This is a genomic window from Acinetobacter sp. I-MWF (genome assembly GCF_025433935.1).
Lineage (GTDB): Bacteria > Pseudomonadota > Gammaproteobacteria > Pseudomonadales > Moraxellaceae > Acinetobacter > Acinetobacter guillouiae.
The window spans coordinates 2,031,949-2,058,905 of record NZ_JAMBAR010000001.1 but is presented as its reverse complement, the minus strand read 5'-3'; the positions used below and the strand labels follow the sequence as shown (position 1 = coordinate 2,058,905).

General features: G+C 36.6%; 26 protein-coding genes. 10 read left to right on the top strand and 16 right to left on the bottom strand.

Going from position 1 to position 26,957, the window contains the following annotated elements:
• Window positions 1-66: 66 nt before the first annotated feature.
• The 3 genes from miaA to tsaE form a co-directional block, all read right to left on the bottom strand.
• Complete coding sequence (gene miaA / locus M2R48_RS09490; RefSeq protein WP_262085932.1) at window positions 67-1,011, bottom strand: tRNA (adenosine(37)-N6)-dimethylallyltransferase MiaA; 945 nt, start codon at window positions 1,009-1,011, stop codon at window positions 67-69.
• A 6-nt stretch (window positions 1,012-1,017) separates the two neighbouring features.
• Window positions 1,018-3,027 carry a DNA mismatch repair endonuclease MutL gene (gene mutL, locus M2R48_RS09485; RefSeq protein ID WP_262085930.1) on the bottom strand — a complete coding sequence of 670 codons (2,010 nt, stop codon included), beginning with the start codon at window positions 3,025-3,027 and terminating at the stop codon, window positions 1,018-1,020.
• A 65-nt stretch (window positions 3,028-3,092) separates the two neighbouring features.
• A complete protein-coding gene (tsaE, locus tag M2R48_RS09480) occupies window positions 3,093-3,551 on the bottom strand; it encodes a tRNA (adenosine(37)-N6)-threonylcarbamoyltransferase complex ATPase subunit type 1 TsaE (RefSeq protein WP_004720868.1) in 459 nt (152 codons plus the stop codon).
• A 147-nt stretch (window positions 3,552-3,698) separates the two neighbouring features.
• Here tsaE and M2R48_RS09475 point away from each other — a divergent pair, with 147 nt between their 5' ends.
• The 3 genes from M2R48_RS09475 (at window position 3,699) to M2R48_RS09465 (ending at window position 5,573) form a co-directional block, all read left to right on the top strand.
• Complete coding sequence (locus tag M2R48_RS09475; protein WP_262085928.1) at window positions 3,699-4,616, top strand: pseudouridine synthase; 918 nt, start codon at window positions 3,699-3,701, stop codon at window positions 4,614-4,616.
• Window positions 4,617-4,723: 107 nt separating this feature from the next.
• Window positions 4,724-5,035: a type II toxin-antitoxin system RelB/DinJ family antitoxin gene (locus M2R48_RS09470; protein WP_004720870.1), complete on the top strand. Its 312-nt coding sequence runs from the start codon at window positions 4,724-4,726 to the stop codon at window positions 5,033-5,035.
• Window positions 5,036-5,129: 94 nt separating this feature from the next.
• Window positions 5,130-5,573, top strand: a complete 444-nt coding sequence (locus M2R48_RS09465; RefSeq protein ID WP_004821200.1) for a GNAT family N-acetyltransferase — start codon at window positions 5,130-5,132, stop codon at window positions 5,571-5,573.
• A 22-nt stretch (window positions 5,574-5,595) separates the two neighbouring features.
• Here the strand turns inward: M2R48_RS09465 and M2R48_RS09460 are convergent, their stop codons facing one another.
• The 3 genes from M2R48_RS09460 to M2R48_RS09450 form a co-directional block, all read right to left on the bottom strand.
• Complete coding sequence (locus M2R48_RS09460; RefSeq protein WP_262085926.1) at window positions 5,596-5,931, bottom strand: peptidyl-tRNA hydrolase; 336 nt, start codon at window positions 5,929-5,931, stop codon at window positions 5,596-5,598.
• A 2-nt stretch (window positions 5,932-5,933) separates the two neighbouring features.
• A complete protein-coding gene (locus tag M2R48_RS09455) occupies window positions 5,934-6,656 on the bottom strand; it encodes a pseudouridine synthase (protein WP_262085925.1) in 723 nt (240 codons plus the stop codon).
• A gap of 107 nt (window positions 6,657-6,763) precedes the next feature.
• Window positions 6,764-7,672: an NAD(P)/FAD-dependent oxidoreductase gene (locus M2R48_RS09450; RefSeq protein WP_262085924.1), complete on the bottom strand. Its 909-nt coding sequence runs from the start codon at window positions 7,670-7,672 to the stop codon at window positions 6,764-6,766.
• A 102-nt stretch (window positions 7,673-7,774) separates the two neighbouring features.
• On the opposite strand from M2R48_RS09450, the gene M2R48_RS09445 reads away from it, so the two are divergent.
• The 3 genes from M2R48_RS09445 (at window position 7,775) to M2R48_RS09435 (ending at window position 10,313) form a co-directional block, all read left to right on the top strand.
• Complete coding sequence (locus M2R48_RS09445) at window positions 7,775-8,233, top strand: RrF2 family transcriptional regulator (RefSeq protein WP_262085923.1); 459 nt, start codon at window positions 7,775-7,777, stop codon at window positions 8,231-8,233.
• A gap of 108 nt (window positions 8,234-8,341) precedes the next feature.
• Window positions 8,342-8,800, top strand: coding sequence for a DUF441 domain-containing protein (locus M2R48_RS09440; RefSeq protein WP_056510794.1), 459 nt, complete (start codon window positions 8,342-8,344; stop codon window positions 8,798-8,800).
• Window positions 8,801-9,404: 604 nt separating this feature from the next.
• Window positions 9,405-10,313, top strand: coding sequence for an alpha/beta fold hydrolase (locus M2R48_RS09435; protein WP_262085922.1), 909 nt, complete (start codon window positions 9,405-9,407; stop codon window positions 10,311-10,313).
• Window positions 10,314-10,536: 223 nt separating this feature from the next.
• On the opposite strand, the gene M2R48_RS09430 is transcribed toward M2R48_RS09435, so the two are convergent.
• The 4 genes from M2R48_RS09430 to M2R48_RS09415 form a co-directional block, all read right to left on the bottom strand.
• Window positions 10,537-11,550, bottom strand: a complete 1,014-nt coding sequence (locus tag M2R48_RS09430) for a sensor domain-containing diguanylate cyclase (RefSeq protein ID WP_262085920.1) — start codon at window positions 11,548-11,550, stop codon at window positions 10,537-10,539.
• A 458-nt stretch (window positions 11,551-12,008) separates the two neighbouring features.
• Complete coding sequence (gene gltS, locus M2R48_RS09425; RefSeq protein WP_262085918.1) at window positions 12,009-13,229, bottom strand: sodium/glutamate symporter; 1,221 nt, start codon at window positions 13,227-13,229, stop codon at window positions 12,009-12,011.
• Window positions 13,230-13,560: 331 nt separating this feature from the next.
• Window positions 13,561-14,013 carry a hypothetical protein gene (locus M2R48_RS09420; protein ID WP_262085916.1) on the bottom strand — a complete coding sequence of 151 codons (453 nt, stop codon included), beginning with the start codon at window positions 14,011-14,013 and terminating at the stop codon, window positions 13,561-13,563.
• 169 nt (window positions 14,014-14,182) lie between these two features.
• Window positions 14,183-15,166 (bottom strand): ion transporter, encoded by a 984-nt coding sequence (locus tag M2R48_RS09415; RefSeq protein ID WP_151801695.1) that lies wholly within the window; start codon window positions 15,164-15,166, stop codon window positions 14,183-14,185.
• 481 nt (window positions 15,167-15,647) lie between these two features.
• Here M2R48_RS09415 and M2R48_RS09410 point away from each other — a divergent pair, with 481 nt between their 5' ends.
• Together M2R48_RS09410 and mqo are read left to right on the top strand one after the other, a co-directional pair.
• Entirely contained in the window at window positions 15,648-16,133 is a 486-nt protein-coding gene (locus M2R48_RS09410) for an Lrp/AsnC family transcriptional regulator (RefSeq protein WP_004720894.1), read from the top strand.
• A gap of 320 nt (window positions 16,134-16,453) precedes the next feature.
• Window positions 16,454-18,100: a malate dehydrogenase (quinone) gene (gene mqo, locus M2R48_RS09405; protein ID WP_004720897.1), complete on the top strand. Its 1,647-nt coding sequence runs from the start codon at window positions 16,454-16,456 to the stop codon at window positions 18,098-18,100.
• Window positions 18,101-18,453: 353 nt separating this feature from the next.
• On the opposite strand, the gene M2R48_RS09400 is transcribed toward mqo, so the two are convergent.
• A complete protein-coding gene (locus M2R48_RS09400) occupies window positions 18,454-18,786 on the bottom strand; it encodes a helix-turn-helix domain-containing protein (protein ID WP_004720899.1) in 333 nt (110 codons plus the stop codon).
• Window positions 18,787-18,914: 128 nt separating this feature from the next.
• Between M2R48_RS09400 and M2R48_RS09395 the strand changes: the two genes are divergently transcribed.
• Entirely contained in the window at window positions 18,915-19,343 is a 429-nt protein-coding gene (locus M2R48_RS09395; protein WP_262085914.1) for a hypothetical protein, read from the top strand.
• An 86-nt stretch (window positions 19,344-19,429) separates the two neighbouring features.
• On the opposite strand, the gene M2R48_RS09390 is transcribed toward M2R48_RS09395, so the two are convergent.
• The 5 genes from M2R48_RS09390 to M2R48_RS09370 form a co-directional block, all read right to left on the bottom strand.
• Complete coding sequence (locus M2R48_RS09390) at window positions 19,430-20,128, bottom strand: hypothetical protein (RefSeq protein ID WP_262085912.1); 699 nt, start codon at window positions 20,126-20,128, stop codon at window positions 19,430-19,432.
• An 87-nt stretch (window positions 20,129-20,215) separates the two neighbouring features.
• A complete protein-coding gene (locus M2R48_RS09385; protein WP_004720906.1) occupies window positions 20,216-22,855 on the bottom strand; it encodes a bifunctional aconitate hydratase 2/2-methylisocitrate dehydratase in 2,640 nt (879 codons plus the stop codon).
• A gap of 697 nt (window positions 22,856-23,552) precedes the next feature.
• On the bottom strand, window positions 23,553-23,822 hold the full coding sequence (locus M2R48_RS09380) for a hypothetical protein (protein WP_004720907.1): 270 nt from the start codon (window positions 23,820-23,822) through the stop codon (window positions 23,553-23,555).
• A 318-nt stretch (window positions 23,823-24,140) separates the two neighbouring features.
• Window positions 24,141-24,515 carry a hypothetical protein gene (locus tag M2R48_RS09375; RefSeq protein WP_004821171.1) on the bottom strand — a complete coding sequence of 125 codons (375 nt, stop codon included), beginning with the start codon at window positions 24,513-24,515 and terminating at the stop codon, window positions 24,141-24,143.
• Window positions 24,516-24,586: 71 nt separating this feature from the next.
• The gene (locus M2R48_RS09370; RefSeq protein ID WP_262085911.1) at window positions 24,587-25,351 is read right to left on the bottom strand and encodes a glutathione S-transferase family protein; all 765 of its coding nucleotides are present in this window, start codon (window positions 25,349-25,351) and stop codon (window positions 24,587-24,589) included.
• 396 nt (window positions 25,352-25,747) lie between these two features.
• On the opposite strand from M2R48_RS09370, the gene M2R48_RS09365 reads away from it, so the two are divergent.
• Complete coding sequence (locus M2R48_RS09365) at window positions 25,748-26,953, top strand: SfnB family sulfur acquisition oxidoreductase (RefSeq protein ID WP_105712788.1); 1,206 nt, start codon at window positions 25,748-25,750, stop codon at window positions 26,951-26,953.
• Window positions 26,954-26,957: the final 4 nt, after the last annotated feature.

Sequence of the window (26,957 nt, the reverse complement as noted above, 5' to 3'; positions counted from 1 at the left end):
TCAGCGCAAAAACTACCTTTATTTTTCAATTAAAATTTATAAAAAAGGTAGTTGTTAAATTTTGCTTTATCCGTATAAGTTTCGCAAGTCTTCTTGTGCTTGGTTTATCGTAAAAAAAGTTTGAAAAGAGTGTGTTTCTTGCAAAGATCGTAACCATGTGTATTGACGTTTTGCTAATTGTCGTGTCGCAAATAGTGCTTTATCCTTCATTTGACGCTCACTTTCTTGACTCAAATCACTGTTTTTTAAAAAATCTATCGCTTGTCGGTATCCAACAGAGCGTGAAGAAGGTAAATTTTCTTCGAGATCGTATTTTTTCATAAGATTTTCAACCTCATTTAAAAATCCGATTTCCCACATTTTTTCCAAACGAAGTTCAATTCGCTTGTGCAGCTCTAGGCGATCAGGCAATAAAGCATAATTATGAAAATCATATCGGTACGGTTGATTCTTTGGTTGTTCCGCCTGTAGTTGAGTAATCGGACGACCAGTAATTTTATACACTTCTAAAGCGCGAATGATTCTTTGCTTATCACTGACTTTAAATTTTTCACCTGCCAATACATCAACAGATTTTAATTCATCATACACCGATTGCCAGCCTTCCGTTTCACCTTTTAACTCAATCGCAGCACGAATCGCGTAATCAGCACTCGGTAAATTTGTAGAAAGTCCTTCAAGCAACGCTTTAAAATATAGCATTGTACCGCCAACTAAAATAGGTGTTTTACCGCGTGCATGGATATCATCAATCAGTCGACAAGCATCCTCGACAAATTCAGCAGCGGAATAAACCTCAAGTGGGGTAATAATATCAATCAAATGATGCGGATAACGCTCCTGCTCCGCTTTGGTTGGCTTTGCAGTACCAATATCCATATCTTTATAGACCAAGGCAGAATCTACAGAAATAAGCTCATAATTCCCATGGTCATACAATTCACATGCCAAAGCAGTTTTACCGCTTGCGGTTGGTCCCATTAAATTGATGACGGGCAATTGATTTGACATGTACAACTACTCTCCTCGAGCAAATAATTTATCTAATTGGGGCAATGGAAATGCACGCCATGTTGGTCGACCATGATTACACTGACTGGCAAATTCTGTGTGTTCCATTTGACGCAACAAAGCATTCATTTCGGAAAGACTCAGCATTCGATGAGCACGCACTGCACCATGGCATGCCATGCCTGCTAAAATTTGATCACGCTTTTGCTGTAGCGCCTGCGCTTCATCATTTGGATCTAAATCATTGAGTAATTCAGGTACCAAGGATTCAAAATCTGCTTTATGTAAAATCGCAGGCACACCACGTACAATCACTTGATCATCACCATATTGATCGATTTCTAGGCCTAAGCGTTCCAACTGTGGTTTTAAATCATCAACACGGGTTGCCTGCATACGGGTAATCGAAATGACTTTAGGAATAAGCAATTGCTGTGAGGTCCAAAATTCTGGTTTATCCCATGCAGATTTCATTTGTTGTAGCAAAATACGTTCATGCGCTGCATGCATATCGACAATAATCAGGCCTTCCGTATTCTGTGCAAGAATATAAATTCCATGTAATTGCGCTATTGCAATTCCCAACGGATATTCATCAACCTGATGGGCCTGTTTATTTTGAATCTCTTGTACAGATCGCTCATAGGACGCTTGATCTGTTAATTCTTGATCAGCATCCCCAGACTCACGTAAGGGGGCTAAATAGCTTTTCAAGGCGTTATTGAGTTGTTGAGTGCCACGATACTGCTGTTGTGGTTCATAGTGGGAATAATTGACTGTTTGAGCTTGTGTATCACTAAAATCTGTTAAACCACTATGCTGTATAGTCCCATCTGAATTGCTTCGGCTATTTTGATCACTTACATGTTGCTCAGCTGGCGCATTGCGATGTAAAGGAAATTGTTCCTGATAGCGTGGCTGCGCTGACAATGCTTGATTTTCTGTTGCTCCATCCTGCTTCATTGCAGAAGATAAATCCGCAGTTGCAGTTTGGAATTGAGATAAGGTATCTTTAGCAAAATGTCGTACAAACTCATGTACTTCACGCTGATTAAGGAAGCGGATTTCATGCTTAGTTGGATGCACATTCACATCAATATTTTCAGGATCAACTTCTAAAAACAGCAAATACGCAGCATGTTGATGCCCATGCAAAATACCATCATATGCCATACGCAAAGCATGAGAAATGGTTTTATCTTTGACGATACGGCCATTCACATAAACATATTGCAGATCGGCTTGTGCACGCGCATCTGAAGGATGTCCTAACCAGCCTGATAAACGCATACTAATACTGTCTGCGTCTATCCAGTAAGCATTTTCAGTAAATTGGCGCCCCAATAATTGCTGTACCCGTTGAAATCTTAGCTCACCACTATCTGCAATCGGCAAATTAAGACGAATGTTGTCATTATGTTCTAAAACAAAGCGGATATCGAAATGCGTAAGCGCCATTCGACGTACAATTTCTTCAATATGACCAAATTCAGTACTTGGTTTCTTTAAAAATTTACGCCGTGCAGGCACATTAAAAAACAAATCCTGAATACGGATATGTGTACCTTGTTGAGTTGCTACCGCTTGAATATCTTGATGGTCAAATGCTGTACCATTGACTTCCAGTTGGTAACCGACACCTGAATCATCCTGACTACTGGTTAAAGTTAAACGCGAAACCGCTGCGATAGAGGCAAGCGCCTCTCCACGAAAGCCCAAACTCACAATTGCATGTAAATCTTCAGCAGATTGAATTTTACTGGTTGCATGACGGGTGACTGAAAGTGCTAAATCCTCAGCGTGAATACCCCGACCATTGTCAATAATTTCAATCAGGGTACTGCCGCCATTTGCCACACGAATAATCAGCTCAGTCGCACCTGCATCAATCGAGTTTTCAAGCAACTCTTTCACTACAGATGATGGTCGCTCAATCACCTCACCTGCAGCAATTTGGTTGGCCAGTGCTGGATCTAAGTTTTGGATACGTCTTAAACTGATATCTTCGCGTTGCATTCAATTAACCTAAAAATTTAAATAAATTAAAATATATGATGGGCTTAAAATGCTGAAAACATTGATCAAGTCAACGCTTCAATCAATTCAGCAGAAATACTTTCAATGACCACTTCTCGTGCAGCTTCATCTTCTGTTTTTAAAATGCGAATGACGTGATCTGGCTGTGGAATTTCATCACCGCCCTTAGAAGGCCATTCAAATAAGAACAAAGCATTCTCGACCTCTAAATAATCACGAATACCCATCAATTCAAGCTCATAAGGATCATTTAAACGGTATAAATCAAAATGAAACACCTCTTTCGCATTGATATTATAAGGTTCCACCAAGGTATATGTTGGACTTTTAACCGCACCCTGATGACCTAAACTTTGCAACCAATAGCGTGTGAGTGTGGTTTTACCTGCCCCCAAGTCACCGATTAAATAAATCACGCCTTTTGCAATATGTTGAGCTAACTTTTGTGCCAACATTTGGGTGTCTTGTTCATTGCTCAGACTTAATTTATATGAATATTGCATAACGCTCACGACATGATTCAAACCAGACAATATGATAGCATTGCGTGACTTTAAAACCTATGTTGCATTGTTTAGAAATCATGTTTTGATACTTTCCAACATGCTTAGACCACTCACTTTAAACTTATCTGCACAAAAAATACGCTTATGAAACCCGCCACCCCTGTTTCAGAATATCAACCACCAATGAGAGATGGCGTAACTGCATCAAAAGTTTATCTCCCCAAGCGAGCAGATTTACCTAAAAGTTTATTCAGTTATTTATGTGAGCATTTTCCACATATTTCAGCCAATGAATGGCAACAACGTTTTCAAGACCAACTCATCATCGATATGCAAGGTCAAGCATTAACCATTGATCAGCCTTATCTAGAGAATACCCATCTTTACTACTATCGATTTTTACCCCATGAAATTCATGTGCCATTTCAAGAAAAGATATTGTTTGAAAATGAGGATTTAATCGTGGTAGACAAGCCTCACTTTTTAACCATTAGCCCTTCTGGGCAATATATACAAGAAACCTTATTAGTTCGTTTGAAAAAAACCACAAACAACCCAGACCTTACCCCAATCCATCGCTTAGATCGGGAAACTGCTGGCGTTGTATTGTTTTCAAAACGGTCTCAAACACGTGGTTTATATCAACAAATGTTTGCTGAGCGACAAGTCAAGAAAACCTATCAAGCGATTGCTCAATTCAATGCTGATTTAAAATTTCCATGTGCCGTGGACTTGAGAATGGAAAAGGGCGAACCCTTTTACACCATGAAAGTTGTTGAGGGAAAATCAAACTCATATACCGAAATTGATCTGATTGAGCACAATCCAATTTGGGCAAAATACTTACTAAAGCCTACTACAGGTAAACAACATCAATTACGAGTGCATTTAAATTGGTTAAATATTCCAATTAAAAATGACCCTTTTTACCCGCAAGTTCTGCATAAAGATGCTGCTGATTTTTCACAACCTTTACAGCTATTAGCCAAGAAAATTGAGTTCCTTGACCCGATTACACAAGCCGAATATTGCTTTTGTTCTGACTATGAATTGACACTGTAATTTTGACGTAATGACAAATATATGACTTTTTGACGATTAAGCATTGAAATTCCGAAAGCTTTGATTAAAATAAGCATTCAAACTCAAATTTTGTTTGGTCACTATTCATGAGAAAAACCGAAGTCTATCAAGTACGTCTTGATTCACAAGAAAAAAAACTAGCATTTGCTGTTTTTAAACAATTGGGGATTACGCCTGCACAAGCAGTTCGACTGTTTTTTAAACAAGTTGTCATCACAAAATCCATCCCTTTCGCCATAGAAAATCAAAATATCAATATGGATCAGTTATTCAAGCTGAGAAAACTTAAGCAAGACCAACAAAACGGACAACTCAATTCTTCTGTTGATTTAAATGATGACGACGAAGATCTATTTGCAGAGCTGAATGCCATCTTGGGTGAAAGTGACAAAAAATAACACTGTCGCATTTTTAAACAAATAATTAAGTTTACTTTTCTATTTTTTGGTTATGCTCTTTTGCAAAGATAAAAATCATTGCAAGGAGTAATAAATGATCGTTAGACGAGCGACCAAAGAAGATTTAAATCAACTTGCTACTTTATTTGATGAATATCGCCAATTTTATGGTGCATCTTCCAATATCCAACAGTCCTTTAATTTTTTAAAACAACGTTTTGAAAATAAAGAAAGCGTTATCTTCATCCATGTAAAAGACGATGTTTTTACAGGCTTTGTGTTGTTATACCAAGGCTTTTCATCTGTTTCTTGTTCAAAGTACTATATTTTAGATGATGTATATGTAACACCTGTTTTTCGTCGACAAGGTTCTGCCAAACAACTGATTGATACTGCAATTCTGTTTGCACGCCATGAAGATGCGCAACGAATCAGTTTAGAAACCCAGAAAAACAATTACCATTCACATCAGCTGTATGAGCAAATGGGCTTTGTTAAAGACAATGAATTCCAGACATTTCATTGTTTCCTCAAGTAGTTTTTTACAATGCATTTTTTGATCAATTCAACATAGGTTTCCACATCTTTGCGAATTTAAGTACATTGGGTATCGTGTCCTGTGAAATAGGAAAAACCACAGCGCAGGATTTCTTAGCATCCAATACTGTACTTTCATGCCCTAAATAACACTTTAATTGAGCAATTTTATCAAACTCTTTTTGATTCACCTTGACCACAACTTTATGAAAAGAATGTTCTAACCAATTTTTATAACTTTCGGCATCAGCATCTTGAACAAATTGTAAATGCGCAGCCAAGACTGCATGCGCAACAAGGGTTGGAACCATAAAGTCTGGCATTTCATCTAAAACAGCAATATAGAGCTTTAAAGCCATGATCAAATCACTATTTGTTCATTTTGACTATTTCTAGCAGCATTCACCTGATCTTCTGTCAAATAAACCCACTCACCTTCAACTAAGTCTTTGAGTGCTAATTGCCCGACTTGTGCACGATGCAAGCTTTCAACCTTATTCCCCACAGCAGCCAACATCCGTTTGACTTGATGATAAACCCCTTGGTGCACAGTCATTTGTAATGCATATTCAGCCAAGCGCTGTACATCTGTTGCTGCAAAGGTACCCTTTTCATTGCGTAATTCTACACCCTGTTCAAGTTGTTGAATCTGATCATCTGTAATCGGATCTGCTGTTTGTATTTGATAAACTTTAGCCACATGCTTTTTAGGATGAGTCAATGCTTGCAAAAACTGTCCATCATCCGTCAGTAGCAATAGCCCCGTCGTGTCCTGATCTAAACGACCAACAGTTTGTAAACCACGGTTCATAAGGACATCATCGAATAAATCAAAAACACTAAAATGGTGTGTTGATTGATGGGAACATTCGTAGTCCTGCGGTTTATTTAAGGCAATATAGACTTTTTCACGGTATTGAAATGTTTCGGTATACACTGAAAATACTAGATTTTGGGTATCAAGTTTAAATTTAGGGTCGGTAACGACCTCGTTTTGGATTTGAATTGCACCATTTCTAATGAGTTGTTGGCAATGCTTACGTGAGCCAAAGCCTTGTGATTGCAACATTTTTTCCAAGAACATAAATCAATACCTTAAAAATTCACGATACATTTTAAAGTATCGTGAATTGAAACCCAAACAACATTCAGGCTTTTTTAGCCTTATTGATTAATCAATAGATGTTTTTATCAAGTATTAAAGATAAATGACTTATGTACAGCAACACCCGCCAGTGCTCCATCTGCGACTGAGAAAGCAACTGAACCACCTGAACGGGTAATATCACCACAAGCATATATCCCTTTAAGATTGGTTTCTTTCATGGCTGTGGTTTGAATGGCTTCGCTATATTCATTTATATCAAGCGCTATCCCCAGTTTTTTAACCCAAGGGGCGTTGATGCGCATAAAAGTGGAGACGAATAATCCATCTAATTGAACCTGCTCACCATCTTCAAAAACTAAATCACAATGATTGTGTATTTTGACAATTTTGCGTGTATCCAATTTCACATTTCTTTGTTTAAGCTGCTCAAGTGTGACTGGATCTAATTCAGCTTGTGAAATTACATCATTTAAAAATAAAGTGGTATTGCCCCAGTCGGGTAACATCAATGCCATATGGATCGAATGTAGACCTGAACATAACATTCCAAGTGTTCCAAGATTTAACTCATAGCCATCACAGTATGGACAATGAAAAATGCTTTTCCCCCACCGTTCTGCTAAACCATCGATTTCAGGTAAATCATCTTTAACACCTGTAGCAATAATTATTTTTTTGACTTGAATGGTTGTACACGTCTCATCGGCTTGATCTACTTGAATCTCATATTGCTCCCCGACAGCCCTCACTTCGGTGACAGATGCGTTGATACATGACAAAGTTTGGTATTTGTCTAACTGTAATTTTGCATCACGAATAATTGCTGCTGGTGTATTGCCATCTTGGGTTAAGAAATTATGCGAATGTTCAGCAAAACGATTACGACGCATGCCTGCATCAATCATTAACACTTTTTTTCTAGCACGAAGCAATGGTAATGCTGCTGATAAACCTGCATAACTCCCACCAATAATTACAACATCGTAGTTCATTTTCAACACCAATAAGTAACTTTAAAAGTTACTATATTGAGTTATTTTTATAATTGCAACTTTTAATGTTACAATTAACAAAAGAGCGTTGACTTAAAAACTATGCGTAAAGACAGTAAGCTTTCTCGAATGTTGCATGTGCTATTACATATGGCCCGTGAAAAAAAACCGTTCACCTCTGAACAAATTTCAATCATGTTAGACACCAATCCTGTCGTAGTACGTCGTACCATGTCTGGTTTAAAAAAAGCAGGCTTTGTGCATGCAGACAAAGGCCCCGGTGGTGGCTGGACCTTAGTACAAGCTTTAGAGCAAATATCTTTATTTGATATTTATCAGGCTGTTGGAGAACCTACTATTTTTGCCATTGGCAATGAACAAGAAACACCCAACTGTCTGGTTGAATTGGTGGTGAACAAGGCTTTAAACCAAGCCATGCAAGAAGCACAAAATATTTTAATACAACAGCTTAAATCAACAAATCTGTCTAAACTTGCCCAAGACTTTGAGTATGAGTGGAATTTATTGGGCCCTGAAACTGAAAAATTTATTGTTCACTAAATCCACACTCGACTGAATTTAAATGTGAATCATTGCCAGACAAGGCAAATTCACATACCGCTTTTCAGTATAATGGATGGATATATTAATTTTTAATGCTGAATATTGATGAGTCTTTCTAGTCTAGACCTAAATTTAATTGTACTCCTTGTTTTATTGGCCTGCGGCATTTTTAGTCACAATACTGCGGTCACTATTGCAGCTGGAGTTTTGATCGTCTTTAGAATCACACCATTAAGTGAATTTTTCCCATTATTACAAACTCACGGTTTAGAAGTTGGTATTATTATTTTAACTATTGGCGTACTTACTCCAATTGCCAGTGGCAAAATTCCCGGTGATGTCATCTTAAAATCATTTATGCACTGGAAATCATTAACAGCCATTGCGATCGGTTTATTGGTTGCATGGTTAGGTGGTCGTGGCGTTTCCTTAATGACCAGCCAACCCAATGTTGTTGCAGGCTTATTGATTGGAACAGTCGCTGGAGTTGCACTGCTCAGAGGTGTTCCTGTGGGTCCCTTGATTGCTGCAGGAATCCTATCTTTACTGATTGGAAAAACTTAAGGTATTTTAAAATCAACAATTGTGTATCTAAAAATCATGTGCTCGCTGAATTTTATCAATGGACTTACTTTCGCCAGTAATTCTATAGATAAAGCACAAATTTAGAATTCTTCACGCATCATTTATCATCCTTCCACTGCTTTAATAAGATTAATTTTTTAAAATTTACTTATTATATTTGGACTCTTGCATAAGTCCTTTTTAAAACCAAAGCTCAGCATAAAATCCCCCTCATCCTAGCCTTCTCCCAAAGGGAAAAAAGAACGTTCAACCCCCATACAACTCACTTTTCATGATCACTTTCTGAATTTTAAAAGATCTTTATTCATCAGATAAATAACAATTTGTTATCATAAAATAAGTGAACAAATCACCGTTTTCAAAATAGAAACTCAAGATATTTTAATCAAACAATTACAAGTCATCGCTACACTTGTTTTTTCTTAGACCATTCATCGGGTTTATCATCTGGTATAGATAAGCTAATATATAAGCTTGTATAAAAATACTTTTTAAAAATCAGAATCAATACAGAAACATTTTTAGATTCGTTCACCTTACCATTTTTTGATTTGCTCAAATAAAATGAGGAACCATATTGGACATGAAGAATAATGCAAATTCGATAGAAACACAGTCTTCTACGCTGCAATCAGCAAATTATAAGACACAAATGCAAAGCAACATTGTCGATCATAATGGAAATACTTTATTTAGTATGATTTATCCAAATCCAGACAAAGAGACACTAATTTTATTGCATGGAGGACCCGGTTTTCCAAGTGATCTCTCTGCCGTTGCCGATCTTTTAAAAGATCATTTCCAAGTGGTCACATTTCATCAAAGAGGAACCCAAAAATCTCCTTGTCTTGATAAAGACTATTCTATGCAGGCTTATTTAAGCGATATAGAAACTGTTCGAGAGTTCTATAAAATCAATAAGTTTCATTTATGGGGCCACTCTTGGGGTGGACTTTATGCACAAATCTATGCTGAAAAACATCCCGAAAACTTACTCAGTCTTTTTTTATGTAGCCCAGGTTCAGGTACCAATACGCAATGGAAAAAAACTGAAAAAGAAGTCATGCAACTCAACAAGTCCAAAACAAGTGCTTGGGCATGGACAAAAATGGGATTAAATAGCCTTTTAGGCGCACTTGGAAGCGATGAAGCTTATAAACGTCTCTTTAAACAAGTCATGAAAAACTATAATGAAGGATTTATTGCAACAGATCATCCAGATCTCACTGATGATTTTGATTTACTGAAAGCAGAGCCGATCAATAAAACCAGACCTGAAATCATCAAGTATCCGCTGTTAACTGGATTAGAAAAACCAGATTTTAAAATTACCATTGTCTATGGAGATCAGGACATCTATACAACAAGTAAAAACTTCGTGATCAATCGATACCCTACAGCACATTTATTTACACTTTCAAACTCAGGGCATATTCCTTGGTTACATCATCCAGAGGCTTATAACAATGTAGTGATGAGTCATTATCAGTAATTAGTTATTATCAGCGCTAATATGTATAGCTCAAACCTGATCTGACAGTTACCGATATTTGATTGAGACTGTCAGGTTAAATTTGAGCTACATTCAATTCATAAAATTGATAAATGCGTGTACATAATGATTGCAGATACTTTCAATGCATATACTCAACATAAATGATATTGATGAGATCTAAACCTCACTAAAACTTATTTCCTATCAAAGATTTTAAATTTCAATTGTTTAGATTAATCATTTTTCTAGAACGTTTATGTTCATACATTTTAAGGTCTGCAAATTCAATCAACTTAATGAGTTCAATACCATCTTCAGGAAATAAAGCCAGACCGACACTTGCACCCATAGTTAATTTGACATTTTCAAATACAAACGGTAATCCACACGCCTCAACAATACGATTCATGACTTTTTTTGCCAGCTCTTGATCGCCAAGACTACTTAATATCACTGCAAACTCATCACCACCTAAACGCGCAACCAAATCATCGTGTCGGGTAATATTGACGATACGTTTACCTATTTCTTTTAATGCCTCATCACCTAAACGATGTCCATATTGATCATTGATTGGCTTCAAGCCATCCATATCAATGATCAAGATTCCAAGTAACTTTTGTGTACGTTTAGCTTGTTCAACACCTTGTCTTAAACAATCGAGGAACAAGGCACGGTTGGCAAGTCCTGTTAACTGATCCTGTGTCGCAAGCTTATAGAGTTCTTGAGCACCAAACTTACTGGCATGATACATTGCTGCAGCAATCAGCTCAGACATGAGTGTAAGTAAATTGATATCACTTTCTTTAAAAGCATTTACCCGTTCTGAATAAATTTTTAATACACCAATCGGTTCATCACAATGAATTAGCGGTACAACAGCCATAGAACGCAGTCCAACCCGTCTACATGCTTCACGATCTACACGCTCATCAGTTTCACTGTCTTTACAATATAAAGTCGTATTCTGCGCGATACAAAGCCCTGAAAGGCTAGAACCCATCTTTAAGCGTAGACCTAGAAATTGATTTGCACCATTTGAAACGGCACGATAGACCATATCACCTTCTTCAGCGAGCTCTACAATTGCACCTTTTGCATGGGTAATCAATTGAACTTGCTCTGCCACTAAGGTCATGACAGCATTGATATCTAAGCCTAATTTTGCAATTGCTGTCTGTGTTTGAATCACTGACAGTAATTGTTTTGAGGTTGGTTGTTTCGTTTTAGACATACATCATCCTAGACGAGTGTGATCCAATTTAAGTATATAAGCTCAAACTCTACACTGATGAAATAAATGCAAGTGTCTTGCGCTGACTTAATTTCAAAGCTTGAACACGTAAAATATATCAAATACAGAGTTTGTGGCATACATATTATGATGATTCATATTTAAAGTATATTACTGTGTTCATTAAATTTTTGAGTAAAACTTCAATCCGTTACATCCTTTAAGCGTTGATCTCGCTCAAATATTCAATTCCTCATCTAAGCATTTTTGAAGGTTTAAAGTCACCAACAGAAAACCTTAGTCTAAATCACGACTCATTGCAGCCATATGAATTGTATAAAACAGTGTGAGATTCAAAAGAGTAATGATCAAACTGATTTAAATACAAAAAAACAGCCACTTTTTGAGGCTGTTTCCCAAATGCTTAAGTCATCACATCGCTTTTTCTAAAAAAACATTTAAAAGAACTTAGTAATGGTTTGAATGACTACAGCATTCACAATATCAACAAAAAATGCACCAGTTAGAGGAATAATTAAAAATGCTTTATGCGATGGCCCATAAGTATTGGTTACAACTTGAATATTGGCAATAGCAGTCGGTGTTGCGCCTAAATTAACCCCACACTGACCTGCACACAATACTGCTGCATCATAATTTTTACCCATAACTCGGAAAGTGACAAAAAACAGATATAAAGCAAGAAAAACCGTCTGAACGTTCAGAATGATCACCAATGGACCAGCTAAATCAGCAAGTAACCACAATTGCAAAGACATCAAGGCGATAGCTAAAAATAAAGCCAACGAGGCATTACCAAATACATCGATACAACGGTCAAACAGTTCAATTTTAAATACATATTCCAGTGTATTCCGTAAAAACACCCCACAACCCAATGCCCATACAAAAGTCGGTAACTCAAACCATTGTCCTTTGGCAACACCGGTCATAAAGTTAGCAAAAACAATACACAGTGCAAACATTCCTATGGTTTTAACCGCATCATCAGCTGTAATCAAACGGGTTTTTTCTGGATATTCAAATGGCGCTGTTTCAGCAGAAGGAGGAGCTTGCATACGCGCTGCAGATGGTGCTATTTCTTCAGCCAATTGATAACGACGAATCAGAAACTTTGCAACTGGACCACCCATCATTCCACCAATAACCAAACCAAATGTCGCACTCGCCATTCCTAAGACAATCGCACCTTTGATACCATAATTTTCTTCAAAAATACTGCCCCATGCTCCAGCTGTACCATGCCCACCAGTTAAAGTGACGGATCCTGCAATCAAGCCAATCAAAGGGTTTAAATCGAGTGCTGTTGCCAAACTTATCCCAACAGCATTTTGCAGTAGCACATAAATCACTACGCAGACCATAAAAAGAAGCAGCGACTTGCCCCCTTCTTTTAACTTAAGCAAACTTGCACTCAGTCCAACAGAAGTAAAAAACATCAACATAAAACTTTGTTGAATATTGGCATTAAAATTTACGGTTAAATTAAATTGCTTAAAAAGCACAAAAGTTACAGCAGCAGCAATTAACCCACCTACTACAGGTTCAGGAATATTATATTGCTTCAATATACTGATCTTATTTACAAGAAAATAACCAATAAAAAGAACGGCTACAGCAATTGCAATCGTGCCAAAAATATCAACATTAATGTTCATTGTTAACCATTCAAAACTTTTATGGCGTTATTAATACTTAAATTTACTCAATAATTCATTAAAAAATATGTAAAAAATAAATTTAAAACTCTTATTCGGCTATTCGTTGGTCAAAATATTTAGAAGAATTTTCATCATTATATAGATTGAATTTATCGTTGTTATTGTGAAGCACTCAGCGCAAATAAAGCGAGCATTGATTCGTCTCAGCCAAATTAAGAATGGATAGTGCTATGTAGATGATGACCTAATTAAACCTTGATAAAGGTAGATTAAAATAGAAACAAGGAAGCACTGCGCTTCCTTGTTTCTATTCTTATAAAGTATTTATCTATTTTTTAACTTCTATTTCAGCTGCAGAACTTGAATCATTTTTATAGTCGGACATTGTCAATAATTTAGAGCTTTCTAAACGATCATCAGCATCAAAAACCATTTCATAAGAAGTTTTTTTTCCATTAAAAGCTGATTCTGTTGGTGTGCCAATAATTTCCCAAAGTCCAAAAGTGACAACATCTGCCGCACCATGCCAAACCGCACGGCTTATTTTATTGGCCTTTGAATACCCTTGCATAAATGTGTAAATTTCATAACGTTTACCATTTTTAAATTCAGATGTAATAGGTGCCCCAATTTCAGCAATAATTAAACTACGATCTACACCTTTATTAAATATTGATAAATCTTTTTTTGTCGGTTGCTTTGTTGCCATAACAGCCGCGCAGCCTGTATTTAGAGAAATTACAGCACATAAAACAATTTTTGATAAACTTTTAATTTTCATACTTCATTACAATCCAATGCGTTATGCGACAATCCATTCTTTTGTTCAGTTGTAATTGCCTGATCATTTACATTGTATCTGAAGTGTAACTTTAGAAAAAGTTATTTTTAATCGTTACACTTCACTTTCTCATTTATTTTTGATCGTATAAATTCCTTTTGAATCATACTCACTCAGGTAACTTATAACCACAATTTGGACAGAAACAATACTTGTTTTTTTCTCTTTCCAATTCCTGTTCTTTACGTTCACGAATCAGTTGTAAAACAATATCTCGCGTCTGTTCAGCAGATAAGCCAACATCTCTACGAATATCATCAATCTTGTCTTCATCATGAATGATGTCAATTTCACAGCTTTCTAACAGATCTCGAAACTTTAACTCCAGTTGTTGCTTTCTTAATTCCAACTCATTGGCTAAACCATTTGCCAAAATACCAGCGGGTAAAGCAGCCAATCCAACACCGAGTATGGTAATCAAAGCACCAAGGAAACGTCCAAGTGGGGTAATTGGCGTTACATCACCATAACCCACTGTAGTGAGCGTCACCACCGCCCACCACATAGATGCAGGGATTGAGCTAAAGACATCGGGTTGCGCACGACCTTCGACAACATAAATGCCTGCTGCCGCCATCACGATCATAATCACCAAAATAAAAATCACGGCTTGAAATGAACCTTTTTCACGTTCTATAACGCGCAGTAAAATCTGTAATGAAATAAAATATCTGGTAAGTTTTAATAAACGCAGTAAGCGTAGGATCCGTAAAAATCTTAAATCAATATGTACAAAGAAGTTGATATATGCAGGTAAGATCGCCAGTAAATCGATAATCGCAGCACCACTGGTCACATATTTCCAACGTACTTTCCATTCAGAATCAAACGGTTCTTTTTCTGCAACACTCCAAAAACGTAAAATATATTCAACTGTAAAGACAATGATTGAAAAATCCTCAAAAGCATCAAAGTAAAGCTGGTAGGCTTTATAAACATCATTGATTGATTCTAAAAGTACCGCGACAACATTACCAATGATTAGAAAAATCAAAGAAAAATTGATCGCACGACTAAACCACGTTTCATAATCTTCATTATGCAAATTGTCATATACAAATTTTCGGAGTGTGTACCAAGCTGTGAATCGCATGCATTATTCTTTATTTTAAAGATAAATCATCTTAATACTTATCGATTTAATTGCACATCTTCAGCTGCTTGAGTTTACAATTTTGTTGATTATTTTGACTGTTTAAGCATCGAACTCAAAGTATAAATATATCTTATTCATTGCATAATTTTTTGTTATACAATAAATAAGATTACAATGTCTTATTGAATCATATGCAATTTGTGAAGGCGCGGTTGAATTTTATCGTTTTGAAACTATTTTTATAATTTTTTTAAAGCGTAGAATAAGGTCGCGGACAGTATCGTTAAAGGCACCCTTTCCTCTAAAGATACTATCCGCTAAATCAAAGCCAGTCTCCCAAATGTCTTTGATTTGATAAGTTTATTCTAGCGTTCTACTGAATAGAATGTTTCCCGTATTTAATATAAATCTCCAGTATTTTCGGAATGATTTTTCATATATTCCATTATTCTCGAAAATATTTTCTGTGGTAAAGCTCATGAATGAAAGTCAGTACACTTTAGATAGGATTGATCGCAAAATTTTATCGGCACTTCGAAAAGATGGTCGTTTAACGGTCGCTCAGCTCTCTGAACTGGTTGGACTTTCCTCTTCGCCATGTTGGACACGTGTTAAACGTCTAGAATCTTTAAATGTCATTGAAGGCTATACTGCAACCATAAATGCCAAAGCCATCGGGATTAATGAACTATTTTTTATTGAGATCACCTTAGAACGTCATGATGACGAAATTTTAGAACAATTTAGTGATGCACTCAGTCAAATGCCTGAAGTTGTAGAAGCGCACTTGGTAACAGGCGATTATGATTATTTGGTCAAAGTTGCGGTGAAAAATGCTGAACATTATGAGCGCTTTTTACGTAAAAATTTATATTCAATGAAAGGTATTCGCCATACTCGTTCTATTTTTGCTTTACGTCCTTTAAAGCTTGAAAATAAATCAGACCTCATGATGATTGAATAAGCAAAAAAATCTTGAGAAGAGTTTTCACATTGAAGCAGGAAAACTCTTCTTTTCAGCATATTTTTTAGCCAGCTTAAAGCTACAAAAAGCTTAACACCTACAAAAAATAGTACTTTAGTCTAAGACTTTTTTGAATATTTATTACACAAATATACTAATCAAATTTTAATCTGATTGTTTTTTGTACACATCTTTACAAATTTAAAAACAAATTATTTCATATATTTAAATCATTTACGAAAAAAATCATTACACAAACTAACATTTATGTAACTTTTCTACATTACAATATTATTAAAACTTGATGAAACAGGAAATATATGAAGAGATTTTTTAAATACCTACTGATTGTCATCGGGGTTATTTTTGTTATTGGATTGATCTTTTTATTCAGACCAATTGCTTCTAAAAAAGTCAACACAACAGCAGATGAACCAGTTGTAGATGTGGTACTTGTTGGTGGCGGTATTATGAGTGCAACCTTGGGGACTTACCTCAATGAGGTTGAACCAGACTGGACCATCAATATGTATGAACGTTTGGATCAGGTAGGTCAAGAAAGTTCTGCGGGATTCAACAACGCAGGAACGGGACACTCTGGCTTTATGGAAATGAACTATACCCCTGAAAAAGACGGTAAAGTTGATATTAAAAAAGCCATTGATACTGCTTCACAATTTGAAGTAAGTAAACAATTCTGGGCTTATCAGGTCAAAAATGGCGTGTTGGGTCAACCAAACAGCTTTATTAATCCTGTACCACATATTGCCTTTGTTTGGGGCGATAGCGTGAACTACATGAAAAAACGTTATGAAGCGATGAGCCAAAGCCCAATGTTCGAAGGATTAAAATATACTGAAAATCCTGCTGAAATTAAGCAATGGGCGCCTTTAGTTATGCAAGGCCGTGATGCAAACCAAAAAGTTGCTGCAACACGTATGGATGTAGGTTCTGATGTAAATTATGGTTCAATTACGACTCAATTAATTGATCATTTGAAAAAACAGCCTAAATTCAAACTTGAAACGTCATCTGAAGTAACAGGTATTAGTCAAAATGCAGACAAAACTTGGACTGTATCGTTTAAAAATCTAAAAACCAACACAACCAGCCATGTTAAAACTCGTCATGTGTTTATTGGTGCGGGCGGTGCTGCGATTAGATTATTGCAAATGACAGGTTTGGAAGAGACTAAGCAATATGCTGGCTTCCCGATCGGTGGTATTTTCTTGATGACAGACAATCCAGCTGTTACATCACAACATACTGCAAAAGTCTATGGTAAGCCTGAATTAGGTGCACCTCCAATGTCTGTACCACACATTGATACTCGTTATGTTGATGGTAAAAAGTATGTATTGTTTGGTCCATTCGCAACCTATTCAAACAAGTTCCTAAAAAATGGTTCTCAGTTTGATTTGATTGATGCGACCAACAAAAACAATGTGATTCCAATGGCAACCATTGGTATGGAAAATCTGGACTTGGTGAAATATTTAGTCAGCCAAGTGGCAATGTCTAAGCAAGATCAGTTCAATGAATTGAAAAAATATTATCCAGATGCAAAAATTGAAGACTGGACTTTAAGCCAAGCTGGCCAACGTGTTCAAATCATCAAAAAAGCACCGGGTAAACCTGCAACACTTCAATTCGGTACAGAGATCTTCACCTCTAAAGATGGTTCAATCACTGGCCTTCTTGGTGCTTCACCAGGTGCATCAACCTCTCCATACATTATGTTGAGCTTGATGGAAAAAGCATTCCCTGAGCAAGTGAAAGGTAAATGGAATCCAAAATTGCATGAGATTGTGAAGTCTTATCAACAGGATTTAAATACTAACCCTGCTCTGCTTGATCAAGTGCGTACATATACCAGCTCGACTTTAGGTTTAAACTACACACCTACTCGTAAAGCTGCAAATGATGCGACAGCCGCTGCTGCACCTGCTGTAGCAAATGCACATTAATTTTCTTGTGTAAAAAAAGATGAGCTACGGCTCATCTTTTTTATGGCTGAATATCTCATTTTGTGTTTTAATACAACCAGTATGAGATGAGCCTTATATAAGTATAGAGTGATCTATACGACTAGCCCCTGAATAAGGGGCTTTTTATTGTCTGATCATTTTATCTATAAGTTAAATGAGTATTATTATTTTAAAACACAGTGAGAATATAAAAGTGATAAATTTCAAAGACACATACGAGATGATTTCAATTATATCAAGTTAGATTAAATTGCTTAAAATCATTATGCATAATGAAATAAATAGAAAATGAAAATCAATCGTAGAATATTAATAAATATGGAGATATAGGATTAAGACTTATTTTTAATCAAGCTATGTATAAGCTGTTTTAAATTATCTTGAATATCTTTAGGCAGTTGTATAAATAGTGCATCTATGGGCATCTGATCCCAGTTCTCAGCAATGTTTTCATCATCATCTAAGCTTTCTGCCAATAAAAACAATTGCGCTACAGTGCAATTAAAAGCCTCAGCAAGGTACTGAAGTATTGCAGGACTGTACCCTTGATTGCCATTCTCAAGATTGGAAATATTACTTTTTGAAGTATTGGAAAAATCGGCTAATTGCTGCTGAGTCCAGCCTTTCCGTTTTCTCAAATAACGTATTGCATGACCTATATTCATTCTTTGATATTAGCTTAACAAAGTATCTTAGACGTATTGCAATGCAATATATTCTGCACCATAAGTATTGTTTTACAAAACAATAGTTTTGCAATACAATACCCATTGATTCACTAAAACTTAAAAAAATGATGCCTTATTCTAATATTATTCAAAATTTATCTGCGGACTTAGCAAGTTCGTTTACCTTGATTCAAAGTATGCTTAAAAACTATTTTATCGATTTAAATATTTTAGTAGTTGATAAAGATGAGTTTGACTATTTCTGCATCGCATTATTATTTACCATATGTTCAAAAAATCTAAGCAATGATGATCAAGAACTCATTCTATCTGGTTTTAAATACTCAGAATATGCAAAAATAAAAGTTAATTATTATATTGAGTATTTTAATTTAGACTCATCTTGTCCTGTCGATGACCTAGAAATCAACTCACTAACAAATGCATTATTTGATTCAGTGAACACTGATTTTGATCCATCGAGCATCAATCATTATGTGGTTATTTTAGATTTTAAAAAGATGATGACTGATATTATAAAAATGTATAGTTAAGCATTTTCTATCAATAACATATTAAAAATATGAGTATTCCATATTTAAAGCAAAATACTCACCAATACCTTTTATTTTATTAATATTTAATAATTTATAGCAACAGAAACTTTAGCCTCAATTTCTCCAACAATTTTAATTGGTGCGATTACAAAAAGAAGCATTTCCAGTAAATATGGCTTACTGCCTTTTCCATAAACCTCAATTGATAACTCTTTCATCAATTTACAATAGTCTTGGTAAGCACTTTTATTACCTCTGTACACATATTTTTTCTTACTTAATCGAAAAATCGTTTGCATGTCATATTTAGCTAACTCAGAGCTTCTCCCTAAAGGTTGATAAAACAACTCTATTTCAGGTGCATAATTAAAAATTAACCAATTTAATGCATAAATCACTCTTGAATCATAAATTGCATGATCATCAGGATTAATAAATGATGCAACTTTAGAAAATGAAGAAATACAATCAAATGAATTTTTAGTTAATTTATCTTGCCCCATTTCAATTATAAATTTTTTGATTCTGGCATCATTAACGTCATTTTGCTTAAAAGAACCTATGCCACCCCACTGTTGGATAATCCAATAATAACAATCTAAAGATTGCTGTTTTAATAAAAAATCTTTTAAATTTTCTTTTAGGTATCTATTTTTTTCAAAATTAGAGTCATTTAGTTCTGGAATTTCTATTGGACAACTACTTGGAATTCCCCAGTCATAATGTTCGAGATTAAACTCTTCTGATAAATCCTTTAAAACTGTGATTAATTTTTGCATCATTTCAATTCTATACACACTATATCTAAAAACTAAGGGCTGAATAATCAGCCCTTAGTTTTAACTCAATTTAATCTATTTTTCAATAAATTAGCTTAATTGAGCAGCAGCAATTTTCTTAGTATCGATGTCTTTAGCAGCATCTGTATACTCGCCCATCTTGTCGAAGTTCAAGTATTGATAGATGTCAGCAGACATGCTGTCGATTTGAGCAGCATATTGTTGATACTCTTCTGGAGAAGGTAATTTACCAAGTACCGCAGCAACAGATGCAAGCTCAGCAGAAGCTAAGTAAACATTTGCGCCTTGACCTAAACGGTTCGGGAAGTTACGTGTAGAAGTCGATACACAAGTAGTGTTCGGAGCTACACGTGCTTGGTTACCCATACATAATGAACAACCTGGCATTTCAGTACGTGCGCCAGCTTTACCATAAATGTTATAGAAACCTTCTTCCATCAATTGATGCTCGTCCATACGTGTTGGTGGAGCCAACCATAGACGAGTAGACAATGAACCACCTGGTACTTTATCAAGTAATTTACCAGCAGCACGGAAGTGACCAATGTTCGTCATACAAGAACCAACGAACACTTCATCGATTTTAACGCCTTGAACGTCAGAAAGAAGTTTAGCGTCATCTGGATCGTTCGGGCAGCAAAGAACTGGTTCTTTAATGTCAGCAAGATCAATTTCATACACTTTAGTGTATTCAGCATCAGCATCAGCTTGAAGAAGTGATGGATTCGCTAACCATTTTTCCATGTTCTCAACACGACGAGCCATAGTACGTGCATCGCCATAACCTTGAGAAATCATCCACTTCAACATTGTGATGTTAGAGTTCAAGTATTCAGCAACTTTCGTTTCAGAAAGTGTGATTGAACAACCAGCAGCAGAACGTTCAGCAGAAGCATCAGAAAGTTCGAATGCTTGCTCTACAGTTAAGTCAGTTTCCATTTCTGTTAAGTCGATTTCTAAGATACGACCAGAGAAAATGTTTTTCTTACCTTTTTTCTCTACAGTTAAGTCACCCGCTTGAATCGCATAGTAAGGAATTGCATGTACAAGGTCACGTAGCGTGATACCAGGTTGCATTTTACCTTTGAACTTAACAAGTACAGACTCAGGCATATCCAACGGCATAACACCAGTTGCAGCAGCAAACGCGACAAGACCAGAACCCGCTGGGAATGAAATACCGATTGGGAAACGTGTATGTGAGTCACCACCAGTACCAACTGTATCTGGAAGAAGCATACGGTTTAACCAAGAGTGAATAATACCGTCACCTGGACGTAATGAAACACCACCACGGTTCATGATGAAATCAGGAAGCGTATGTTGCATTTGAACGTCAACTGGTTTTGGATATGCAGCTGTGTGACAGAAAGATTGCATCACAAGATCAGCAGAGAAACCTAAGCAAGCTAAGTCTTTCAATTCATCACGAGTCATCGGACCAGTCGTATCTTGCGAACCAACAGTCGTCATTTTCGGTTCACAGTAAGTACCTGGACGAACGCCTTGACCTTCTGGAAGACCACAAGCACGACCAACCATTTTCTGAGCTTGAGTAAAACCTTTACCAGTGTTTTCAGGTTGAACTGGAACACGGAATAAAGTAGATGCTGGAAGACCTAAAGCTTCACGCGCTTTAGTTGTCAAACCACGACCAACGATTAAGTTGATACGACCACCCGCACGAACTTCATCAAGAAGAACAGGCGTTTTCAACTCAGATTCAGCGATTTGCTCGCCTGCTTTAAAAGCAGTGACTTTTGCTGCAGCATGATCAATTTTAAGAACGATTTCATCGCCCATGTTCATGTTAGCAACATCAATCTCTACAGGTAACGCACCAGCATCTTCCATTGTGTTGAAGAAAATTGGAGCGATTTTAGAGCCTAAGCAGTAACCACCGTCTTTTTTGTTCGGGATGTGAGCAATGTCATCACCAAAGAACCAAAGCACTGAGTTAGTCGCAGATTTACGAGAAGAACCCGTACCAACAACGTCACCAACATAAGCAACTTGGTTGCCTTTTGCGATGAGTTCTTTGATTTGGTTTAATGGACCAACTTCACCAGGAACTTCTGGGTTGATACCATCACGTACGTTTTTAAGCATTGCGTTTGCATGCAATGGGATATCTGGGCGGCTCCAAGCATCTTGTGCAGGAGACAAATCATCAGTATTTGTTTCGCCAGTTACTTTGAAAACAGTAAGTTTGATTTCTTCTGGAACGTCTTTACGGCTAGTAAACCATTCAGCATCAGCCCAAGATTGCATAACGGCTTGTGCATTTGCATTACCCGCTTTGGCTTTTTCAGCAACGTCATGGAACGCATCAAATACAAGAAGCGTTTTTTTCAATGCTTCAGCAGCTAAGCTTGAAAGTGCAGCATCGTCAAGTAATTCAACCAAAGGTGCTACGTTATAACCACCAAGCATAGTACCTAGTAAGTAAACCGCACGCTCTTTAGAAACCAATGGAGAAGTCGCTTCACCTTTAGCCACAGCAGTCAAGAAAGCAGCTTTTACATATGCAGCTTGGTCAACACCTGCTGGAACACGGTTTTCAAGCAAATCTACTAAAAATGCTTCTTCACCCGCTGGTGGATTTTTTAGTAATTCAACCAAGTCAGCAGTTTGAGCATCGTCAAGTGGCTTCGGTGGGACTCCGAGTGCGGCACGTTCTGCAACGTGTTGGCGGTAAGCTTCTAGCACGGTGTAATTCCTCTTTTTAAAAATTTACCTGTGAATTCCTGCTTATTAAAGCTTCACAGGCAATATGGACTGTCAAATTTTACTAAAAATCAAGCCAAAAGTTAATGCAATGAGCGTATTAATTCGTGATGACCATTATTTTATAAATAAATACTCATCACTTTTCGCTTCATTTAACTACAGATCTACACAGTACGCTTTCATCAGACGTTTATGTAAATTATTTCTCAAATTAATTTGAAAAAGCTCTAAAAATACAGGGTCTGTTGACAATTCGTCTACGTTTGCGACTACGAGTGTTTTTTAGATGATACAAGGCATGAAATATGAAATTTAGTCATTCTAAATGAATAGTTCGTAACGATGTAGCAGCAAAAAACACTCTAGTCCCCCCGCTGCGCCTTGCGCTGCAAACAAAGCAGTGCTTTGTTCTTGCTCAGGGTTGTGGCTAAAATTATCTCAGTCTGCGTTATGAAACTCAAAAATAGTTTCGCTATTCTCTTCGTTTCATGCCTTGCCTGCTCAATTTTAGCCTACAACGCAAGCCATTTATGAAATGCCAGCAGACCCTTATCTTTGTAAAACATGAACTTCACTTTACTAAGATTGAAGTTTTGTTTACCTTGCCTTTAGACTGTTTCAGCCATAAAAAAAGCAACATATGTTGCCTTTTTTTTAGAACAAAGTACATTCCACCTTAGTGGACTGTCGTACTGTCTACATACTTTTGGAATTCCGTACGACAACCTTCAAATTTCATTTGCACTTCATCTTCATGAAACATTGAATGTTCAGTACACGCAAATGAAATTTTCACTTGGTATAACTTTGCTCGTTCATCAATGACTTCTTGGAAAAAAACTTGATCTCCTAAACTCAGCACATAATGACTTCCGCTAATCACAGCGACACCATTGTCATCTTCTAAGAGCAAATCTGCATTATGTAAATAAGCAACTACTTCCATTGTCTCACTCCTATGCTACTTTTTGTTTTCTATTTCTATATTGTATATATGCTTTTCAATTTTTATGCTAATCATTTTTTGTGACGAGGCTAGTCGATTACTTATATATTCTCGATAACTCAACATAAAAAAACCACGTCATCGTAATCTTTATTCAAAAATACACATAAATGATTTAAAGGGATGGACACTCAAAAGCCTGCATGTACTGATTACTCAAACTTCACGTTTCTAATGTACACAAATCGTATTCTTTCATTGTCTGCTGATCAGGTATATCGCCTGCTGTTGTGCTTTAAGCTATAAAAAAACCGCTCCTTAGAACGGTTTATAATCTGGCATTTTTTTCGGATCATGCGGTGTATTTAGACATTGTTCAAATGCTTCGTTCTTAAACTTTGCTTGAACTGCATCTTTATCCGCTTTTAGCTCTGCATCTGACAATGCATAGACTTTCTCTAAATACTCAAGTACAAAGCCCTTAGTTGTTGGATCAGTGACTTTATTTGCATACTCAATTGCTTCTTTCTTGGTAATCCCATTTTGACGATCTAAAGTAATAGAACGTGCAGCATTACCAATACTGGTACAGTAACCTTTCCAAATTTCTTCAGGAGTTGCAGGCTTTTTCTCAGTACAACCCGCCATCAATAAAACAGTGCTTATCGCACCTAAAATTACGAACTTCTGCATTAAAAAATCTCCAATTCCACACTATGATACTTAATTTTTCAGTAAATTGGAGAGTTTCTTGCTTTGAAATCTTACATTCCTCGCCAATCTACACGTGCATTGCGCTCAGTGGCGTAAATTCTTTTCACGTATTGCCCTAAAGGCAGTTCTAACAAATGTTGGCTAAATTCGATAAATTCTTGAGAAATATTCTCTGCATATTCCTTTTCCCACGGTGTCGCAGGTAATTCTAATAACGGCGCAAGGATTGAACATACCGAGATATCTGCCAAACCAAGGCGATCACCAACAAAATAACGGCAACCGTTATCAATCAAAATCTTATTTAAACTGTCGATAGTCAGCTCTAAATTGTATTTAGATTCTTCGACTTTTTCTTTGTCCAATTGATAACTTTTTGAAACCATGGTTTTAAGAATAGGCTTTGAAATTTTTTCAAATTGACGTAAATAGCCTTTTTCACCAATCATAATTTCTAACGGTTCATCGCCTTCTGCTAAAGCATGTGCCAATCCCCAACGGCGTACATGAATACCTAACTCATTGGCAATCAAATCAATTTCTAAGGTTTTTTCGCGAAGCGTGTGATCTGTACGAAGCAGTCGATGTTCAGGATAAACGTCATCTAGATACAATGCGATTTGAGTCGACCCCGCAATAAAACGTTCTCCATCTTTTAAAATAGGCAGCTTGTTTTGCCCTGTTTTAAGTTGTGCAAATGCTCGATGGACACCTGGGATTAAATTCTGCGCAACAAAATCCAATTCTTTATGATCAAGCAACCAACGGGCTTTTTCACAGTAATGCGAGAGTGGGAATTGGTACAACGTACGCATGTAGTCTCCAAATTATTTTTTTAATTAAAAGCTTAGATAAATCTAAAAGTTAAGATTAATCCTGAGTAATCTTGTGTACTTTAGACATTCATCACCTGAATTACAATGTACTTTTTACTTCAATCGCTCGTCATATGACCCAATGCTTATTCTATGGTTATATCAGTTTCTTTATTCTTTATTCGTGATAGGAATAACAAAGCTAACTCTGACTAAGATTCAGACCTGATAAACTCAAAATAAATAATAAATTTCAATTATTTAACTTATATTCAATATTAAAAAACTTTGCGATTTTTATCCTAACAATATTTTTAGATAAGTTAAGCACAATAGTTCGTTTAATTTTTACCACAATATTGCTTAGCGTTTTGGTATCTATTGAAAGGTGCCAATATGTCTAGTTTGAATTCTTCTACCTCAGCCTTTGTGATCCAAAACGATCAACAAGCAATAAATGCAGCTTACCAAGTTGCTGATTTTGCTTTGGTAGAACGAAATATACGTGATCAACAACGAATTTTACCTGTTGATGTCATACAAGAATTAAGTCTCAAAGGATTAGGCGGAATTCGTATTGCCAAAAAATATGGTGGCGCTCAAGTTTCAAATAAAACCCTTGCGCATGTTTTCCGTATTTTATCCAAGGCAGATGCCAGTGTTGGTCAGATTCCTCAAAATCAATTTGGCTTGTTAAATGCCATTGAGCATATTGCCAATGAACAGCAAAAACAGTTTATTTATACTGAAATTTTAAATGGTAAACGGCTTTCTAATGGTGGCCCAGAACGCAATACCAAAGATACCCGCACCATTGAAACACGTTTAGAACAGATCAATGGTCAATACCTTTTAAATGGTGAGAAGTTTTATTCAACGGGTTCATATTTTGCCGATTGGTTGGCGATACGTGCAATTCACCCAGATGGTCATATTGTTTTAACGATTATTGATGCAAAAGCTGACGGTGTTGAAATTGTTGATGATTGGGATGGCTTTGGACAACGTACAACAGCAAGTGGCACAGTGCGTTTAAAGAATGTTGTGGTTCATCCAGATCTTATTATGGATGAAAAACCACTTGCCGATGCGTCAAAATATCGTGGGGCGTACTCACAACTGATTCAGGTTGCGATTGATGTGGGCATTGCAGAAGCTGCCTTTGCAGATACTTTATCTGCAATCCATAAAGCACGCCCAATCATTGATGCCAATGTGGATAAAGCCAGTTTTGAAGCGTATACCCTACAAGAAGTCGGTAAGCTCAATATCTTACTCGATGCATCGATTTTATTGCTGGATGAAGCCGCAGAATATTTAGATCAGTTAGATTCACAAGACATCGTCAGTCCTGAACAAGCCAGTAAAGCCTCCATTATCGTTGCTGAGGCAAAAGTGTATGCCAATGATGCAGCACTACTTATTTCTGAAAAGCTACTTGAATTAGGCGGTAGTCGCTCAAGTCTAGAAACTCATAATCTCGATCAACACTGGCGTAATGCTCGTGTACATACCTTACATGACCCTGTGCGTTGGAAACTTCATGCCATTGGAAACTATTACTTAAATGGTACGCAAAATCAGCGCCATGCGTGGATTTAAAGTT

Coding starts and splice junctions, on each gene's coding strand:
- M2R48_RS09390 (WP_262085912.1), bottom strand. CDS start 20,128: ATGATGCAAAAATTAATCACAGTTTTAAAGGATTTATCAGAAGAGTTT.
- M2R48_RS09440 (WP_056510794.1), top strand. CDS start 8,342: ATGAGTCTTTCTAGTCTAGACCTAAATTTAATTGTACTCCTTGTTTTA.
- M2R48_RS09410 (WP_004720894.1), top strand. CDS start 15,648: ATGAATGAAAGTCAGTACACTTTAGATAGGATTGATCGCAAAATTTTA.
- M2R48_RS09430 (WP_262085920.1), bottom strand. CDS start 11,550: ATGTCTAAAACGAAACAACCAACCTCAAAACAATTACTGTCAGTGATT.
- M2R48_RS09370 (WP_262085911.1), bottom strand. CDS start 25,351: ATGCGTACGTTGTACCAATTCCCACTCTCGCATTACTGTGAAAAAGCC.
- M2R48_RS09475 (WP_262085928.1), top strand. CDS start 3,699: ATGAAACCCGCCACCCCTGTTTCAGAATATCAACCACCAATGAGAGAT.
- mqo (WP_004720897.1), top strand. CDS start 16,454: ATGAAGAGATTTTTTAAATACCTACTGATTGTCATCGGGGTTATTTTT.
- M2R48_RS09400 (WP_004720899.1), bottom strand. CDS start 18,786: ATGAATATAGGTCATGCAATACGTTATTTGAGAAAACGGAAAGGCTGG.
- gltS (WP_262085918.1), bottom strand. CDS start 13,229: ATGAACATTAATGTTGATATTTTTGGCACGATTGCAATTGCTGTAGCC.
- M2R48_RS09380 (WP_004720907.1), bottom strand. CDS start 23,822: ATGGAAGTAGTTGCTTATTTACATAATGCAGATTTGCTCTTAGAAGAT.
- mutL (WP_262085930.1), bottom strand. CDS start 3,027: ATGCAACGCGAAGATATCAGTTTAAGACGTATCCAAAACTTAGATCCA.
- M2R48_RS09450 (WP_262085924.1), bottom strand. CDS start 7,672: ATGAACTACGATGTTGTAATTATTGGTGGGAGTTATGCAGGTTTATCA.
- M2R48_RS09365 (WP_105712788.1), top strand. CDS start 25,748: ATGTCTAGTTTGAATTCTTCTACCTCAGCCTTTGTGATCCAAAACGAT.
- M2R48_RS09415 (WP_151801695.1), bottom strand. CDS start 15,166: ATGCGATTCACAGCTTGGTACACACTCCGAAAATTTGTATATGACAAT.
- M2R48_RS09445 (WP_262085923.1), top strand. CDS start 7,775: ATGCGTAAAGACAGTAAGCTTTCTCGAATGTTGCATGTGCTATTACAT.
- M2R48_RS09420 (WP_262085916.1), bottom strand. CDS start 14,013: ATGAAAATTAAAAGTTTATCAAAAATTGTTTTATGTGCTGTAATTTCT.
- M2R48_RS09375 (WP_004821171.1), bottom strand. CDS start 24,515: ATGCAGAAGTTCGTAATTTTAGGTGCGATAAGCACTGTTTTATTGATG.
- M2R48_RS09395 (WP_262085914.1), top strand. CDS start 18,915: ATGATGCCTTATTCTAATATTATTCAAAATTTATCTGCGGACTTAGCA.
- M2R48_RS09465 (WP_004821200.1), top strand. CDS start 5,130: ATGATCGTTAGACGAGCGACCAAAGAAGATTTAAATCAACTTGCTACT.
- M2R48_RS09435 (WP_262085922.1), top strand. CDS start 9,405: ATGAAGAATAATGCAAATTCGATAGAAACACAGTCTTCTACGCTGCAA.
- tsaE (WP_004720868.1), bottom strand. CDS start 3,551: ATGCAATATTCATATAAATTAAGTCTGAGCAATGAACAAGACACCCAA.
- M2R48_RS09455 (WP_262085925.1), bottom strand. CDS start 6,656: ATGTTCTTGGAAAAAATGTTGCAATCACAAGGCTTTGGCTCACGTAAG.
- M2R48_RS09460 (WP_262085926.1), bottom strand. CDS start 5,931: ATGGCTTTAAAGCTCTATATTGCTGTTTTAGATGAAATGCCAGACTTT.
- M2R48_RS09470 (WP_004720870.1), top strand. CDS start 4,724: ATGAGAAAAACCGAAGTCTATCAAGTACGTCTTGATTCACAAGAAAAA.
- miaA (WP_262085932.1), bottom strand. CDS start 1,011: ATGTCAAATCAATTGCCCGTCATCAATTTAATGGGACCAACCGCAAGC.